Raw genomic sequence first — 14,836 nt, 5'->3', positions numbered from 1 at the left:
CCTTCTGGAACGCCGCCGCCCCATGTGTTCGCTCAAGGCACACCTGGCGCCGGCTGTGCATTGAGGAACGCCCACACGAAATCCACCGGCATGTAGCGCAAGGTCGAGCCGTTCCAGAACATCGACGGCAGTAGCGGGCCGTTGTTGCTCTGGTGTGTCGGCGTGAAGCCGAAGGTGTTGTTGATGTTGCCGGTGCTGTCCACCGAGGCGATGTCGTGGCAGGTGATGCACGAGGACGATTGCACGAAGCCTGCTTCGGTGACCGAGTTGCCCAATAGCGTGGCGCGGCCCGTGGTGTCGGTGAACAGGGTCTGCGAACCCTTCAGCCGGTAGTTCTGCCATTCGGCGGAGAGGCCGGCGGCGGTGAACTTCGCCAGCAGTGCCGGCGTAAGCGTGCCGGGCGGGTAGCTTCCGCCGAGCGGGGTCTGCGGCGCCACATCGGAAGGCGTGACGCCGAACTCGTCGTGACAACCGATGTAGTCGCAGCGGCCGGCGTTGCCGACCCATTCCCAGGTCGCCCAGGTCCAGTTGCCCAGGCGCTTGGTCATGATGTGCAGCGCGACCAGGCCGTAGAGGTTGCCGTTGGAGTCGTAGTTCCAGTGGTACTGCGATTTCTGTGCGTCGGTGATCGGCACCCAGCGCGCCTTCACTTCGATCGCGGAGATCGGGAAGTTCAGCGGGGTGCCCGCGGCGAACGCGTCGCGAAGTCCTTGGGTGTAGAACAGATGATTGTTGATGATGAACTGGAAGGCATCCCTGTTGCGCCGTACTTCCTCGCCACCGCCGGCCTGGATCTCAAGGATCTCCGGCGTTATGCCCGGGGGAAGCTGGCGCGGATTGATCTTGAACAGTTGCGCTGCCTCGATGGGTTTGCGTAGCAGGTTGAGCTGTATCGGTTTGCGCAATTCGAGTTGGCGGCGGATGACGTTCTGGAACGGCAGCACGAGCCGCTTGAGCGGAAACGAAGTGCCGGTGCTGGGCCACTGCGGCGGATGCGCAGGGTCGGGCGAGGCAGGGAAGGTGAGCGCATCGTCGGCCCAGGTTTCCCACGTGGCGTCGTTGGTAGTGACGTGGGACGGCCCTACCTGGTGTTGCGATGGCGCGGCCTTGTTGATGCTGATGAAAATCCCCCAGTTGCTCATGTCCGGCTCGTTCATGTCCGGATTCGGATCGGGTTGGCCGCCGAGCCAGCCGACGCCGGGCCGGAAGACGCCCGGGCGGATGATCTGCAGGTTGGCCATGTTCCTCACGGCAGCGCTGGCTGGCAGCTGATTGTCGGCATGCGCCGTACCGAGCGCGGAAAACGTGCACGCGCAAAACGCCGTCGCCACGACGGCGAGCATCACGGTCTTCATGATTCCCCCTCCCTGATGCGAACCCCCCCGGTTCGCGCGGCGGCCGGTATAGCAACGGATTCGTGCAGGACCCATGAAACGCGCGTCGGCCATTGGTTGTAGGCATTCGGCGCGGTGATCTACGGCACATAACCACGTCATGTGTCTGCGCGGCCTTGGTGCGGCGATGCCGTGTAGCTGGCCGCTGTCGCAGCGCACCATAGGCCTGCGCGACGGTTCTTCGTATAGTCGCCGGATCGTCACCAGGGGAGTTCGTATGCGCCACAAGCATCTGGCCACCATCGCTGTCAGCATGGCTGTCACCGCCTGCCTGGCCGTTCCGTTCGAAGCCGCCGCCCAGGCCAGGGATCCGCAGGCCGAGCAGATCGCCAAGCGCAACGCCACTGAGAAGGCGCTCGAAGATGTGGCGGTGGTCGATCGCAAGGTGATGGTGAAGATGCGCGACGGCAAGCGCATGGCGGCCGATATCTACCGCCCCAAGGACGCGGCGGGCAAGGTGCCGACGATCTTTTCGCGCACGCCGTACAACTTCAACTACTGGGACGTGAAGCTCGGTGCGCCACGCGACATGACGCGCCCGCTGGAGGCGGTGAAGCACGGCTACGCCTATGTCGAGATGAACGAGCGCGGCCATTTCTTCTCCGAGGGCAACTACGACATCCTCGGCGCGCCCGTCACCGACGGCGTGGATGCGGTGCGCTGGATTTCCTCGCAGCCGTGGTCCAACGGCAAGGTAGGCACGACCGGCTGCTCGTCCACCGCCGAGTGGCAGATGGCCGTGGTATCGCAGAACGAGCCGGCGCTGGCCGCCTTCAATGTGCAGGGTTTTGGGGCGGGCGTGGGTCGCGTGGGGCCGTACTACGAGCAGGGCAACTGGTACCGCGGCGGCGCGGTGCAGATGCTGTTCATCGCCTGGATCTACGACTACGGCATCCAGAACCAGGTGCGGCCGCTGTTCTCGCCGAGCTACACGCAGGCCGAACTGGTCAACGCCTCGCGCTTCTACGATCTGGCCACGCAGATGCCGCCGGTGGACTGGGACAAGGCGTTCTGGCACCTGCCGGAGAAGGACATCATCAAGGCCGTGGGCGGCCCGCCGGGCATCTTCGAGACGCGCATGCCGGTGGCCACGGGCGGCAACATGATCGCGCGCGCGCCGAACGATCCGGCCTGGTACAAGGGCGGCCTGTGGCACGACAACATGAAGATCGCCAAGCCGGGCCTGTGGTTCATGAGCTGGTTCGACGTGTCGGTATCGCCCAACCTGGCCGCCTATAACGAAGTGCGCCGCACCGCGCCGAAGGCCGTCGCCGACGAGCAGTACGCCGTGATCGCGCCGGTGCTTCATTGCGCCTATACGCGCGCCACCGAGCACACCATGGTCGGCGACATGGACATGGGCGACGCGCGCTTCGACTACGACAAGCTGGTGTTCGGCTGGTTCGATCGCTTCCTCAAGGGCGAGGACAGCGAGGTCGTAAAGAAGCAGCCCAAGGTGATGTATTACCTGATGGGCAAGAACGAATGGAAGAAGTCGCCGACCTGGCCGCCCGCGGGCGCTACCACGCGGGAGTTCTACTTCGCCAGCGGCGGCAAGGCCAACACCATGTACGGCGACGGCAAGCTGGTCGCGCAGCCGGAGGCCGAGGATCATCCTGACCAATTCGTCTACGATCCGGCCAATCCCGTGCTCACCTACGGCGGTGGCGGCTGCTGCCAGGGCAATGCGGTGAAGTTCGGCTCCTTCGATCAGCGCAAGGAGGAAGCCCGCAACGACGTGCTGGTGTACGACAGCGAGCCGTTCGCCAAGGGCACCGAAGTGAGCGGGCCGATCACGGTCACGCTCAACGTCTCGTCGAGCGCGAAGGACACCGACTTCACCTTCAAGGTGATCGACGTCTATCCGGATGGTCAGGCCTTCAACGTCACCGAGAACATCCAGCGCATGCGCTATCGCAACGGCTACGACAAGCCGCTGACGTGGATGAAGCCCGGCGAGGTGGTGCCGGTGACCTTCCAGCCGATCGATACCAGCTACTACTTCAAGTCCGGCCACAAGCTGCGCATCGCCGTGTCCAGCAGCAACTTCCCGCGCTTCGACCGCAATCTCAATACCGGCGGCAACAATTACGACGAGACGGAAGGTGTGATCGCGCACAACGCAGTCCACCACAGCAGCGCCTACCCCTCCAGGATCGTGCTCACGGTGGTGCCGGAAACGGGCACCGGAACGGACTGAGGGCGCATGGCGACGGAGCACCGCGACGCGTCCGATCCACCGGCATGGCGGCGCTACGCGCTCGCCCTGTGGGTGCTGCTGCTGGTGGCGATCGGCGTGCTGCGCGCCCTCAATCGCTACCTGGTCGACGTGGCCAACGGTCATCCGTCGCTGTTCGTGCCGAAGCTGATCGAGGAGCTGACCGGAAGCCTCAGCTTCGGCGCGTTCCTGCCGCCGGTGTTCCATGCGCTGCGCTGGTTGCGAGGGCGCAGCTGGTTATGGCATGGCGCGGTGTTCGCCGGCCTGTCGGTAGCGCAGACCAGCCTGATGATCGGGTTGCGCCAGCTGGTGTTCGGCTTGGCGGATCTGCCAGGGTTCGCCTATCCGCCGACGGCGTGGCGTTACCTGATGGAAGTGCCGACGCAGCTGTTCTTCTACGCGATGATCGCGTTGGGCCTGTGGCTGTTCGACCGTTATCGCGAAGGGCGAGCGCGCGAGCTGCGCGCGGCGCAGCTGGAGTCGGCGCTGTCGGAGGCGCGGCTGGAGGCCCTGCGCCTGCAGCTCAATCCGCACTTTTTGTTCAATACGCTCAATGCGGTCTCCGAGCTGATGTACGACCGGCCGGCGGCTGCCGACGAGATGCTGTCGCGCATTGGCGCGCTGCTGCGCGCGACCTTGTCGGCCAGCGCGCAGGAGCACCGTCTCGCCGATGAGTGGAAACTGCTGGCGCTGTACATGGACATCCAGCGGGCACGCTTCGGCGACGGTCTGGATGCGCAGGTACAAGGCGATGCCGCGCTCGATGAGCTGCGCCTCCCGTTCCTGTTGTTGCAACCGCTGGTGGAAAACGCCATCGAGCACGGCGGCGTGGGCGACCGGCGCCGGGTTCGGGTCGAGGCCGTGCGCGAGGCGGAGCGCCTGATTCTGCGGGTGCGCGATAGCGGCGGTGGCGTGGCGCGCGCCGGCCACGGCATCGGCCTGGGCAACGTCGGTGCGCGCCTGCGGCATCTGTATGGCGACGAGGCGGGCGTGCGGCTCGATACCTCGCCGGACGGCGGCGTGGTGACGGTGTGGCTGCCGGCGCGGCGCTGGGAGGCCGCATGACGTTGCGTGCGGTCGTGGTGGACGACGAAGCGCCGGCGCGGGCGAAGCTGCGCCGTTATCTGGCCGACGCTGAGGGCGTGCAATGGATCGGCGAAGCGAGTGACGGACGTGAGGCGGTCCGACTGATCCAGCGCGAGCGGCCGGACGTGGTGTTCCTCGATATCAGCATGCCGGGCATGGACGGCTTCGCCGTGCTGCAGGCGTTGGGCGAGCCGCTGCCGGCGGAGATCGTCTTCGTCACGGCGCATGACGACCAGGCGGTGCGCGCGTTCGAGGTGCATGCATTCGACTATCTGCTGAAGCCGGTCGGGCCGGAGCGCTTCCAGGCGGCGGTGCGGAGGCTGCGCGACAAGGTGGCGCCGGCACTGGGCATCGGTGCGCGCTTGGACGGCTTGCTGGAAAGCGCGCCGCCGCCCGTGCGCTACCTGGAGCGGCTGTTGCTGCCGTCGGGCGATGCGGCGGAGCTGGTGGCGGTGGAACGCATCGACCGCATCGAATCGGATCGCAATTATCTGGAGGTATTCGTCGATGGCGAACCGCGGCGCCTGCGCGGGACGCTGGACGCGATGCTGGCGCGGCTGCATCCCTCGCGCTTCCTGCGCGTGAATCGTTCGACCATCGTGCAACTGGATGCGATCCGCGAGGTGCAGCCGTGGCCGGATGGTGAGAAGCGGCTGTTGCTGCGGGACGGGGCGCGGGTGACGTGGACGAAGCGGTATCTGGAGGATTTGCCACCCGGGATGTCGTTGTAGCTGTGAATCAGCAGGTTTGGACGGGCGTCCCTTCTCCCTTTCGGGGAGAGGGGGCCAGCAGGCGGATGAGGGGTGGGGCTCGCCGGAACGGATCGACAGGGCGAGGCTTGCTTTCCGTTTCGGCTTCTGCGCTCCGCCCGACCCCTCAGCCCAGCGGAGAGAGGGTGCAGAGCGGGGGCTTCGTCCCTGGCGTGGCCACTTTTGTCCCAGCCCTCGTCTTTTCGATCGACCGGGGCGTCCAGACTGCCTCCACTCACCGGAGACAGCCATGCGCAGAAAAAAACTCATCCTCGGAAGCGTCCTCGCCGTCGCGCTGATCGGTGGCGGCTATGGCATCGCCAAGCTCCATCAGGCGCTGCGTGTCGCTGCCGGCGTGGCCGCCCACCACGTCTGCTCGATGACCTTTGTCGGCGGCCAGGATCCCCGCCGCACTTATGACGAGCTGGTTGTGCCGATGATCGGCAAACTTGGCGGGCATCTGCTCTCCGTGCAGGTGTCGCGTGCTACGCACAGTGTCGACGCGTCCGGCCCGCTGCGCCGGCTGGCCCGTGCTCAATTCGTCCCCGGCTATGGTTGCCGGCTGGCGCTGCCCGGCGACCAGCCGTTGCCCGCGATCGCCGAGGCGCCCATCGCGCCGGCGCCGGATGGTTTCGCGCCGGACGGGCGGGTCGCCTCGGACAAGCCGGCAGTGACTGCCGCGATCGAGCGCGTCTTCGCCGAGCAACCCGGCGAGCCCATCAAGCGCGTCAAGGCCGTGGTTATCGTGAAAGATGGCCGCGTAGTAGCCGAGCGCTACGCCGAGGGTGTGGACGAGCATTCGCCCTTGATCAGCTTTTCCGTCGCCAAGTCGTTCACCAATGCGCTGCTGGGCATCCTCGTGCGCGAAGGCAAGTTGCGTGTCGATGAGCCGCTGAACGCGCCCGAATGGTCGGCCGTCGACGATCCGCGCCGCGCGATCACGCTCGAAGATCTCATGCGCATGCGCAGCGGGCTCGCGGTGGAGGAAGCGGAGTCCGCTTTCAGTCCGGTGGCGCGGATGGAATTTCTGCATGGCGACATGGCCGGTTTTGCCGGCGCGCAGCCGGCGAAGGAACCGCCAGGCCGTACCTGGGAATACACCTCGGCCGACACCGTGCTGCTTGCGCGCAAGATCGGCAGCGTGGTGGGCGGCGGTCCGGCAGGGCTGCGCGCGTTTGCCCGGCGCGAATTGTTCGCGCCGCTGGGGATGGGCGATGTGACGATGGAATTCGACGGTGCCGGTACGTTCGTCGGCTCTACCTACGTCTATGCCAGCGCCCGCGACTACGCCCGCCTCGGCTGGCTCTACCTGCGCGATGGCGTCGCGCCGGATGGCACGCGGCTGCTGCCGGAAGGCTGGGCGGACTGGTCGCGCCGGTCCACGCTGGGCGCGCCCTACGGCGCAGGGTTCTGGACCAACGACGGCCCGAGCGAGCCGGCGCAATGGCGCATCGCCGGTGGCTATCCCAAGGATGGTTTCTTCGCCAGCGGCACCATGGGGCAGCGCATCTATGTGGTGCCATCGGCGCATCTGGTGATCACGCGCTTCGGCTATTCCGCGCCGCCGTACTACGGCATGAGGGATGATGTGGCGCTGATCAAGGCGGCGATCGACGCGTATGGGTAGCGACAGCGCGCGTCGCCGGGATTGTCATGATTTCGCCTCGTTCCCGCCGGCCGGGCGGTCGTCGTCGGCTGCTACGCTCGCGCACCTCGTCGCGACAGCCAAGGAGAAATGACGATGTATGTATTCGGGAAGTTCTGCGCCTTGGGCGTGCCGATCGCGATGTTCGTATCGCCGGCCATCGGCGCGTCCGCGCCGGCCAAGGATGTCGATGCCCAGGTGCGCCAGGCCGCCGAATCCTTCATGCGCGAGCAGCACATCCCGGGCCTCGCCATCGCCGTCACCGTGGATGGCAAGGAGCGTTTCTACAACTTCGGGGTGGCATCGAAGGCGACCAGGCAGCCGGTCACCAGCGACACGCTGTTCGAGCTGGGTTCGATCAGCAAGACCTTTCTCGCGACGCTCGCCACGTATGCGCAGGGCCAGGGCAAGTTGTCGCTGGACGAGCACGTCGCGACGTATGCGCCGGAGTTCCGGGGCACGTCGTTCGGCCAGGTCGCGTTGTTCGATCTGGGCACGCACACCGCCGGGGGCTTTCCGCTGCAGGTACCCGACGAGGTCGCCGACCAGGAACAGCTGACCGCCTGGTTCAAGGCCTGGAAACCGCGCTATGCGGAAGGCACCAAGCGCAGCTATGCCAACCCGAGCATCGGCATGCTCGGCGCGATCACGGCGCGGCAGCTTGGCGTGCCCTATGCCGACGCCGCGGAGAAGACCCTGTTCCCCGGTCTGGGCCTCGCCGACACCTGGATCCGGGTGCCGGCGAACAAGATGGACACCTACGCACAGGGCTATAACGCCAAGGACGTGCCTGTGCGCGTGGGCGATGGCCTGCTCGGTCCGGAGGCCTATGCCGTGAAGTCCACCGCACGCGATCTGGTGCATTACCTGCAGGTGCAGCTGGGTGAAGCCCGGGTCGACCCGCAGATGCGCCGTGCCATCGCCGATACGCACGTCGGCTATTACCGCAGCGGCCCGATGACTCAGGCGCTGGCCTGGGAGTACTACCCCTGGCCGGTGGCCGAGGACGATCTGCTCAAGGGCAATGCCGCGCGCATGGTCATGGAAGATCAGCCGGCCACCGCGATCGCGCCGCCGCGTCCTGCACCGGACGCGTCATGGATCAACAAGACCGGTGCCACCAACGGTTTCGGTGCCTATGTCGCGTTCTTGCCGGCGAAGCATGTCGGCCTGGTGATCCTGACCAACCACAACCACCCCACCGAGGAGCGGGTGCGCTTCGCCTATCGGTTGATGGAAGTGCTGGGCGTGACCGATTCGAGCAACAAGTAGTCGCCATCGGCGGCGCTGCCGCGGCCGATCTCGATGAAGCCGTGGGCGCGGTAGAACGCCAGGGCCGCCGCGTTGCGCTCGAGGCATTTCAATTGCAGGCGTGCCTCGGGCCAACCCAGAGCTTCGAGCAGCAGGCGGCCGATGCCTTGTCGCTGTTGTGCCGCGGCGACATACAGATGATGGATGAAGCGATCCGGCTCCCACAGCGCAATGAAGCCGGCGAGGCATGCCTCGCCGGTCTCGGCCACCAGCACGCGTTCGCCGCGCGTCTGTTCGTCGAAATCCTCGAGCCGGAATGTGGCCTCGGGCAGCCAGGTGAACGTCGCCCTGCGCGCGTGCAGGAACAACTCGCGCAGGGCGGGGCGGTCGTCTTCCTGCATGAGGCGGGTACGCACTGTCATGCGCCGGCTCAGCGCTCCACGTGCGCCGACCAGCCGAAGATTTCGCCGGTGCGCCGCACGAATTCGTTTTGCTTGTTGTTTTCTTCCACCGGGCGCTTGCTGGCCAGCGAGGCGGTGGCGGTCGTGAAGGCGCTGATCAGCGGGTAGTACTGGTCCTGCAGGCGCTTCTGCTCGGCCGGGTCCGTGGCGTGCAGGTACTTGTCGTACAGCTCGCGCAGCGGGAGTGAGGCAGCTTGCGTCGTGGCATCGGCGAATTCGGGCAGGGGCGCGGGCGGCGCGAGCGGATGCGGCGCGGCGGGTGCGTGCAGACGATTCTTTTCGAAGAAGCCCGCTTCGCCGGTGCTCTTCTCGAAGTAGGCGACGAAGTCCTGCGCGGTGAAGATCTTGTTGAAGATGTTGCCGCCGTTGCCGGCGTCGTAGCCTTCCAGCGAATCGGGGAAGGGCTCGCGCACGCCGAAACGCCAGCTCTGGTCGATGAACAGGCCATCGACGTGCCGGAACGGCCCGTTGAAGGGCACGCCATCCAGCTGAAACGGACCGCCGCCGGCCGGCATGAAGTTCTTCGCTTTCGAGGCGTCGGTGATGTAGGCCTCGCTGACGATCACGTAGTCGCTCAGCGTCGGGTTGATCAGGCCACCCTTGCGGCCGGCGTAGACGATGAACTTGACCGGGCCGGTGGCTGCCGCATCCAGCTGATGCTCGCCGGCCTTCAGCGAGACGTCCTTGGCCTGGTGGGCCGGGATCTCGTACGCGTTGCCGTCGATCTGAAGCTTGAGCGGCGCGTCGGTGGGATTGTCGATGGAAAAGTCCACGCTGCCACCGGCGCAGCCGGCGAGGAACAGCAGGGAGCTGAGGGGGAGGGCGAGTCTGCGCATGGTCGATCCTTGAGTGAAAAGCTCCTGGGAGTTGGCATTCTAGCCCGGTCCGCCGGCCACGCCGACGTTGGCGCTGCTAGGCTGCGCAGGCCCGCCGCAAGGAGTCGCACGCCATGGCCGATTTCCTGAACTACGTCACGTTGGGGCTGCTGGGCCTTCTGCCCATTTCCAATCCGCTGACCAGCGCCACGGTGTTTCTCGCGCTGACCAGCCGCTATCCGGAGGCCGAGCGCCGCCGCCAGATCAACCGCGCCACGCTGTACGTGACGATTGTCCTGCTGGTGTGCTTCTACGCCGGCAATGCGGTGATCAGCGGCTTCGGCATTTCCTTGCCGGGGCTGCGCATCGCCGGTGGCCTGATCGTGGCCTACATCGGCTTCGGCATGTTGTTTCCGCCGGCCAAGGTCGCCGAGGACAAGGCGCAGGCGGAGATGGCGTCGCACGAGGAATCCACCGCCAGGCTGCCGGACATCGCCTTCATCCCGCTCACCATGCCGTGTACCACCGGGCCGGGCACGATCGCCTTCATCATCAGCGCCGCATCCAGCGTGCCGGGCGGGCGCCTGACGCCGATGACGCATCTGGTGGCGATCACCACGGCGCTGCTGTTCGCGCTGGTGTTCTGGCTGTGCATGCGTGGCTCGACCAAGATCATGCGTTTCCTCGGCGAGACCGGCGTCGACGCGCTGGCGCGACTGATGGGGTTCCTGCTGGTATGCATCGGCGTGCAGTTCGCCATCAACGGGGTGCACGACCTGCTGCAGGCGTGGGGGTTCGTGGTGGCCTAGGCCGGGACTCGCTGCCGCAGCGGTCGATGCGCTAGTCTCGCGCGTCGCTTCCGCCAGGGATGGCCCGCATGTCTTCCAGTTTTTTCGCTCGTATCGGCCGCGCCTTCACGGATGCGGGCTACGCCACCGGCATGGGCTTCAAGGGCGCATGGCGGCCGGCGGTGCTGTGGCGCTCGGCGGTCATCGCGCTGATCGCGGGTAGTGTCGCGCTGTGGCTGTTCGTCCGGCATTGGGAGGTGGCGCAGTGGTTCGTGCTGGCCTTCGTGCCCTTGCTGCTGGTGAGTTTCGGCCTCACCGGCCTGCAGGACAGCCACGCGCGTTTCAGCGCGCCGGCCACGACCGCGGGCGGTATCGATCTGGCCGGCGGCGCGATGGATCTGCTGCATGGGTTGTCGGGCCTGGCGCATGCCGCGGCCGCGCTGGCGCTGGCCGTCGCCTGCGGCGTGCTGCTGTGCGGGTTGCTGCTGACGCTGCTGCTTTCCTCGCGCTGGCTGTGGCCGGCGGTGATGCGTCGCGCCCGCGACCGTCAGCCGGAGCTGGCGCCGGCGGCGACGCCGGTGGACGGCGGCGCGTGGCGCATGCTGCGGCGGGTGCTGCTGGCGCTGGTGATCAGCCAGCTGATCTACATGGCGGCGATGTTCGTGCCGCACCTGGGGCTGCTGTGGTTTCCTCTGCTGGCCTATCTGCCGGTGGCCTGGATCGCGGAACGGGCGCTGCGCGGCGTCGCCTCGCGCGCCGAGTGCGAGGCGGTGCTGCGGCGCGAACGCACGGCCTTCGCGCTGTTCGGGCTGGTCGCGCTCGCCAGCGCCTGCGTGCCGGTGCTGAATCTGCTGACGCCGGCGTGGCTGGCGATCGGCGCGGCGCGGCTGAGCCTGCGTGCGCTGGCGGAGGTGCGCGCGGAGGCGGCCATTCACGCGCCGGCGACGTCCGCGCACTTGAGCGTGCCCGGGAGCCCGTGACACGATCCGGCGATGAGCGGCCGATCCGACGACGCAACGCAACATCTGCGCGAGCTCGCGAAGCTGCGCCGCATCCGCGACCGCATCGATCGCGAGTATGCGCAGCCGCTGGATGTCGAAGCGCTGGCACGCGGAGAAAACATGTCGGGCGGCCATCTCAGCCGGCAGTTCCGCCTGGCTTATGGCGAATCACCTTATGCGTACCTGATGACGCGCCGGATCGAGCGCGCGATGGCGCTGCTTCGCCGCGGCGATCTCAGCGTCACCGACGTGTGCTTCGAGGTCGGGTGTTCGTCGCTGGGCACGTTCAGCACGCGCTTCAGCGAGCTGGTCGGCATGTCGCCGGGTGCCTATCGCCGCCGCGAGGCGCAGGCGGCCGCGGGCATCCCCTCGTGCGTGGCCAAGCAGGTCACCCGGCCGATCAGGAATCGAGAAGCGCCGGTCGCCGAGCCGCAGGTAGATTGAGCGCCACGGGCTTCACCGTGACCAACGAGACCGCTTCGCCATGGACATCACCATTCATTCCACCTTCCTTCCGCATACCGATCCGGAGGCGTCGCTGGCTTTCTACCGCGACATCCTGGGCTTTGAGGTCCGCAACGACGTGGCCTATGGCGGCAACCGCTGGATCACGGTCGGCCCGGCCGGCCAGCCGGCCGTGTCGATCGTGCTGCATCCGCCGGGCGCCACGCCCGGGCTGACGGACGACGAGCGCCGCAGCATCGGCGAAATGATGGCCAAGGGTACCTACGCCATGATCATCCTGGCCTCGAAGGATCTGGATCGCACGTTCGAGAAGATCCAGGCCACCGGTGCCGAGGTGATCCAGGAGCCGACCGCGCAGCCGTATGGCGTGAGGGATTGCGCGTTCCGCGATCCGGCGGGGAATCATGTGCGGATCAATGAGGTGCGGTGAGCTGCCGGAGCGGGCAGGGGCTTCGCCTCGAAGAGTGCGGCGGGTAGAGCCGTTGCGTAACGTCAATGCCATAGACTGATCAACAAGCGATGCCGACCAAAAAGCCCGCCCAGCCCCAGCCCTCCAGCACTGCCGATCGCCACGACATCATCCACGTCCACGGCGCCCGCGAAAACAACCTCAAGAACATCAGCCTCGATCTGCCCAAGCGCCGGCTGACGGTATTCACCGGCGTGTCCGGTTCGGGCAAGAGTTCGCTGGTGTTCGGCACCATCGCGGCGGAGTCGCAGCGGCTGATAAACGAAACCTACAGCGCCTTCGTGCAGGGTTTCATGCCGACGCTGGCACGCCCGGACGTGGACGTGCTCGAAGGCCTGACCACGGCGATCATCGTGGACCAGGAGCGCATGGGCGGCGATCCGCGCTCCACCGTCGGCACCGCCACCGACGCCAACGCCTTGCTGCGCATCCTGTTCAGTCGCCTGGGCAAGCCGCATATCGGGCCGCCGAGCGCGTTCGCCTTCAACGTGGCCTCGGTCAAGGCGGTCGGTGCGATCACCGTCGAGCGCGGGGCGAAAACCAAGGCGCAGAAGCAGACCTTCGAGCGCCTCGGCGGCATGTGTCCGCGCTGCGAGGGCCGGGGCGCGGTCACCGACTTCGACCTGACCCAGCTCTACGACGACAGCAAGTCCCTCAACCAGGGCGCGCTGACCGTTCCCGGCTACAGCATGGACGGCTGGTATGGCCGCATCTTCACCGGATGCGGCTTCTTCGATCCGGACAAGCCGATCAGGAAGTTCAGCAAGCGCGAGCTGCAGGATTTGCTCTACAAGGAGCCGACCAAAATCAAGGTCGACGGCATCAACCTCACCTACGAAGGCCTGATTCCGAAGATCCAGAAATCGATGTTGTCCAAGGACGTCGAGTCCATGCAGCCGCACGTGCGCGCGTTCGTGGAACGGGTAGTGACGTTCACTACCTGTCCCGATTGCGGCGGCACCCGCCTCAGCGAGGCGGCGCGGTCCTCCAGGATCAGGAAGATCAGCATCGCCGATGCCTGCGCCATGCAGATCAGCGACCTGGCCGAGTGGGTGCGCGGGCTGGACGAGCCATCGGTGGCGCCGCTGACGGCCAAGCTGCTGCTCGCGCTGGATTCGTTCGTGGAGATCGGGCTGGGCTACCTGAGCCTGGACCGGCCCGCGGGCACCTTGTCGGGCGGCGAAGCGCAGCGCGTGAAGATGGTGCGCCATCTCGGCTCGGCGCTGACCGACGTCACCTATGTCTTCGACGAGCCCACCGCGGGGCTGCATCCGCACGACATCGGGCGCATGAACGAGCTGCTGCTGCGGCTGCGTGACAAGGGCAACACCGTGCTGGTGGTGGAGCACAAGCCGCAGGTCATCGCGATCGCCGACCACGTGGTGGACCTCGGTCCCGGCGCCGGCTCGGCCGGCGGCGAGGTGGTGTTCGCCGGCACGGTGGACGAGTTGCGCGCCAGCGGCACGCTGACCGGTCGCCACCTGGACGACCGTTCCGCCTTGAAGCGCTCGCTGCGCAAGCCGTCGGATGCGCTAAAGGTGCGCGGCGCCGACACCCACAATCTGCGCAAGGTCGATGTCGATATCCCACTGGGCGTGCTGACCGTGGTGACGGGCGTAGCCGGTTCCGGCAAGAGTTCGCTGGTGCAGGGTTCGGTGGCGGGCAGGGAAGGCGTTGTGATGGTGGACCAGGCGCCGATCCGCGGCTCGCGGCGCAGCAACCCGGCCACATATACCGGGCTACTCGATCCGATCCGCAGTGCGTTCGCCAAGGCCAACGGCGTGAAGCCGGCGCTGTTCAGCGCCAACTCCGAAGGCGCCTGTCCGGCCTGCAACGGCGCGGGCGTGATCTATACGGACCTGGCCATGATGGCTGGGGTCGCCACGGTCTGCGAAGCCTGCGAGGGCCGGCGCTTCCAGGCGGCAGTGCTCAAGTACACGTTCGGCGGCAAAGACATCAGCGAGGTGCTGGCGATGCCGGTCGACGAAGCGCGAGCTTTCTTCGGCGCAGGCAAGGCGCAGGTTCCGGCCGCGCACGCCATTCTCGAGCGGCTGGCGGACGTGGGGCTGGGCTATCTCGGCCTGGGCCAGCCGCTGACCACGCTGTCCGGCGGCGAGCGGCAGCGGCTGAAGCTGGCCGTGCACATGGCCGAGAAGGGCGGCATCTACGTGCTGGACGAACCGACCAGCGGCCTGCACCTGGCCGACGTGGCGCAGCTGCTGGGGCTGCTCGACCGGCTGGTCGACGCGGGCAAGTCGGTCATCGTGATCGAGCATCATCCGGCAGTGATGGCGCACGCGGATTGGATCATCGACCTCGGCCCCGGCGCGGGACACGACGGCGGGCGGGTCGTGTTCGAGGGTACGCCAAGGGATCTGGCGGCGGCGCGCAAGACGCTGACCGGAAAACACCTGGCGGCCTACGTCACGGCCTAGCGGAGGCGTCCGCGCTTTATCGTGCAGTGACGAATACGCCATTCCGGCTCCTGCCGGGA

Annotated in this window: 13 protein-coding genes; 10 read left to right on the top strand and 3 right to left on the bottom strand. The window is 66.9% G+C overall.

Annotation, left to right across the window (positions count from 1 at the left end; all coding sequences use genetic code 11):
* Positions 1-32: 32 nt before the first annotated feature.
* Positions 33-1,355 carry a hypothetical protein gene (locus tag ACNR9O_RS09750; protein ID WP_473681088.1) on the bottom strand — a complete coding sequence of 441 codons (1,323 nt, stop codon included), beginning with the start codon at positions 1,353-1,355 and terminating at the stop codon, positions 33-35.
* Positions 1,356-1,611: 256 nt separating this feature from the next.
* Here ACNR9O_RS09750 and ACNR9O_RS09745 point away from each other — a divergent pair, with 256 nt between their 5' ends.
* The 5 genes from ACNR9O_RS09745 to ampC all read left to right on the top strand — a co-directional run bounded on the left by ACNR9O_RS09745 (position 1,612) and on the right by ampC (position 8,364).
* The gene (locus ACNR9O_RS09745; RefSeq protein WP_473681090.1) at positions 1,612-3,594 is read left to right on the top strand and encodes a CocE/NonD family hydrolase; all 1,983 of its coding nucleotides are present in this window, start codon (positions 1,612-1,614) and stop codon (positions 3,592-3,594) included.
* A 6-nt stretch (positions 3,595-3,600) separates the two neighbouring features.
* Positions 3,601-4,677 carry a sensor histidine kinase gene (locus ACNR9O_RS09740; RefSeq protein ID WP_473681092.1) on the top strand — a complete coding sequence of 359 codons (1,077 nt, stop codon included), beginning with the start codon at positions 3,601-3,603 and terminating at the stop codon, positions 4,675-4,677.
* On the top strand, positions 4,674-5,429 hold the full coding sequence (locus ACNR9O_RS09735) for a LytR/AlgR family response regulator transcription factor (protein WP_473681094.1): 756 nt from the start codon (positions 4,674-4,676) through the stop codon (positions 5,427-5,429). The genes ACNR9O_RS09740 and ACNR9O_RS09735 overlap by 4 nt, the downstream gene beginning before the upstream one ends.
* A 268-nt stretch (positions 5,430-5,697) precedes the next feature.
* Positions 5,698-7,074: a serine hydrolase domain-containing protein gene (locus ACNR9O_RS09730; RefSeq protein WP_473681096.1), complete on the top strand. Its 1,377-nt coding sequence runs from the start codon at positions 5,698-5,700 to the stop codon at positions 7,072-7,074.
* Positions 7,075-7,188: 114 nt separating this feature from the next.
* Positions 7,189-8,364, top strand: a complete 1,176-nt coding sequence (ampC, locus tag ACNR9O_RS09725) for a class C beta-lactamase (protein ID WP_473681098.1) — start codon at positions 7,189-7,191, stop codon at positions 8,362-8,364.
* Here the strand turns inward: ampC and ACNR9O_RS09720 are convergent.
* Together ACNR9O_RS09720 and ACNR9O_RS09715 are read right to left on the bottom strand one after the other, a co-directional pair.
* Positions 8,316-8,765, bottom strand: coding sequence for a GNAT family N-acetyltransferase (locus tag ACNR9O_RS09720; RefSeq protein ID WP_473681100.1), 450 nt, complete (start codon positions 8,763-8,765; stop codon positions 8,316-8,318). The two genes, ampC and ACNR9O_RS09720, sit on opposite strands and share 49 nt — an antisense overlap.
* Before the next feature lie 8 nt (positions 8,766-8,773).
* Entirely contained in the window at positions 8,774-9,640 is an 867-nt protein-coding gene (locus ACNR9O_RS09715) for a hypothetical protein (RefSeq protein WP_473681102.1), read from the bottom strand.
* Positions 9,641-9,753: 113 nt separating this feature from the next.
* Here ACNR9O_RS09715 and ACNR9O_RS09710 point away from each other — a divergent pair, with 113 nt between their 5' ends.
* The 5 genes from ACNR9O_RS09710 to ACNR9O_RS09690 all read left to right on the top strand — a co-directional run bounded on the left by ACNR9O_RS09710 (position 9,754) and on the right by ACNR9O_RS09690 (position 14,777).
* Positions 9,754-10,428, top strand: coding sequence for a MarC family NAAT transporter (locus tag ACNR9O_RS09710; RefSeq protein ID WP_473681104.1), 675 nt, complete (start codon positions 9,754-9,756; stop codon positions 10,426-10,428).
* Between the two features lie 68 nt (positions 10,429-10,496).
* Positions 10,497-11,387 (top strand): hypothetical protein, encoded by an 891-nt coding sequence (locus tag ACNR9O_RS09705; RefSeq protein WP_473681106.1) that lies wholly within the window; start codon positions 10,497-10,499, stop codon positions 11,385-11,387.
* 12 nt (positions 11,388-11,399) lie between these two features.
* On the top strand, positions 11,400-11,852 hold the full coding sequence (locus ACNR9O_RS09700) for a helix-turn-helix transcriptional regulator (RefSeq protein ID WP_473681108.1): 453 nt from the start codon (positions 11,400-11,402) through the stop codon (positions 11,850-11,852).
* A 40-nt stretch (positions 11,853-11,892) separates the two neighbouring features.
* Positions 11,893-12,303 carry a VOC family protein gene (locus tag ACNR9O_RS09695; RefSeq protein ID WP_473681110.1) on the top strand — a complete coding sequence of 137 codons (411 nt, stop codon included), beginning with the start codon at positions 11,893-11,895 and terminating at the stop codon, positions 12,301-12,303.
* Positions 12,304-12,392: 89 nt separating this feature from the next.
* Complete coding sequence (locus ACNR9O_RS09690) at positions 12,393-14,777, top strand: ATP-binding cassette domain-containing protein (protein ID WP_473681112.1); 2,385 nt, start codon at positions 12,393-12,395, stop codon at positions 14,775-14,777.
* Positions 14,778-14,836: the final 59 nt, after the last annotated feature.

It is taken from the genome of Dyella sp. CR10 (genome assembly GCF_055814425.1).
Note: the sequence above shows the minus strand (reverse complement) of the source record. Positions and strands in the feature narration are given on the sequence as shown.

What these genes read in the sequence shown, in the direction of transcription:
- ACNR9O_RS09710 (WP_473681104.1), top strand. Translation starts at nt 9,754, where the DNA reads ATGGCCGATTTCCTGAACTACGTCACGTTGGGGCTGCTGGGCCTTCTG.
- ACNR9O_RS09690 (WP_473681112.1), top strand. Translation starts at nt 12,393, where the DNA reads ATGCCGACCAAAAAGCCCGCCCAGCCCCAGCCCTCCAGCACTGCCGAT.
- ACNR9O_RS09750 (WP_473681088.1), bottom strand. Translation starts at nt 1,355, where the DNA reads ATGAAGACCGTGATGCTCGCCGTCGTGGCGACGGCGTTTTGCGCGTGC.
- ACNR9O_RS09730 (WP_473681096.1), top strand. Translation starts at nt 5,698, where the DNA reads ATGCGCAGAAAAAAACTCATCCTCGGAAGCGTCCTCGCCGTCGCGCTG.
- ACNR9O_RS09700 (WP_473681108.1), top strand. Translation starts at nt 11,400, where the DNA reads ATGAGCGGCCGATCCGACGACGCAACGCAACATCTGCGCGAGCTCGCG.
- ACNR9O_RS09720 (WP_473681100.1), bottom strand. Translation starts at nt 8,765, where the DNA reads ATGACAGTGCGTACCCGCCTCATGCAGGAAGACGACCGCCCCGCCCTG.
- ACNR9O_RS09695 (WP_473681110.1), top strand. Translation starts at nt 11,893, where the DNA reads ATGGACATCACCATTCATTCCACCTTCCTTCCGCATACCGATCCGGAG.
- ACNR9O_RS09740 (WP_473681092.1), top strand. Translation starts at nt 3,601, where the DNA reads ATGGCGACGGAGCACCGCGACGCGTCCGATCCACCGGCATGGCGGCGC.
- ACNR9O_RS09735 (WP_473681094.1), top strand. Translation starts at nt 4,674, where the DNA reads ATGACGTTGCGTGCGGTCGTGGTGGACGACGAAGCGCCGGCGCGGGCG.
- ACNR9O_RS09705 (WP_473681106.1), top strand. Translation starts at nt 10,497, where the DNA reads ATGTCTTCCAGTTTTTTCGCTCGTATCGGCCGCGCCTTCACGGATGCG.
- ampC (WP_473681098.1), top strand. Translation starts at nt 7,189, where the DNA reads ATGTATGTATTCGGGAAGTTCTGCGCCTTGGGCGTGCCGATCGCGATG.
- ACNR9O_RS09715 (WP_473681102.1), bottom strand. Translation starts at nt 9,640, where the DNA reads ATGCGCAGACTCGCCCTCCCCCTCAGCTCCCTGCTGTTCCTCGCCGGC.
- ACNR9O_RS09745 (WP_473681090.1), top strand. Translation starts at nt 1,612, where the DNA reads ATGCGCCACAAGCATCTGGCCACCATCGCTGTCAGCATGGCTGTCACC.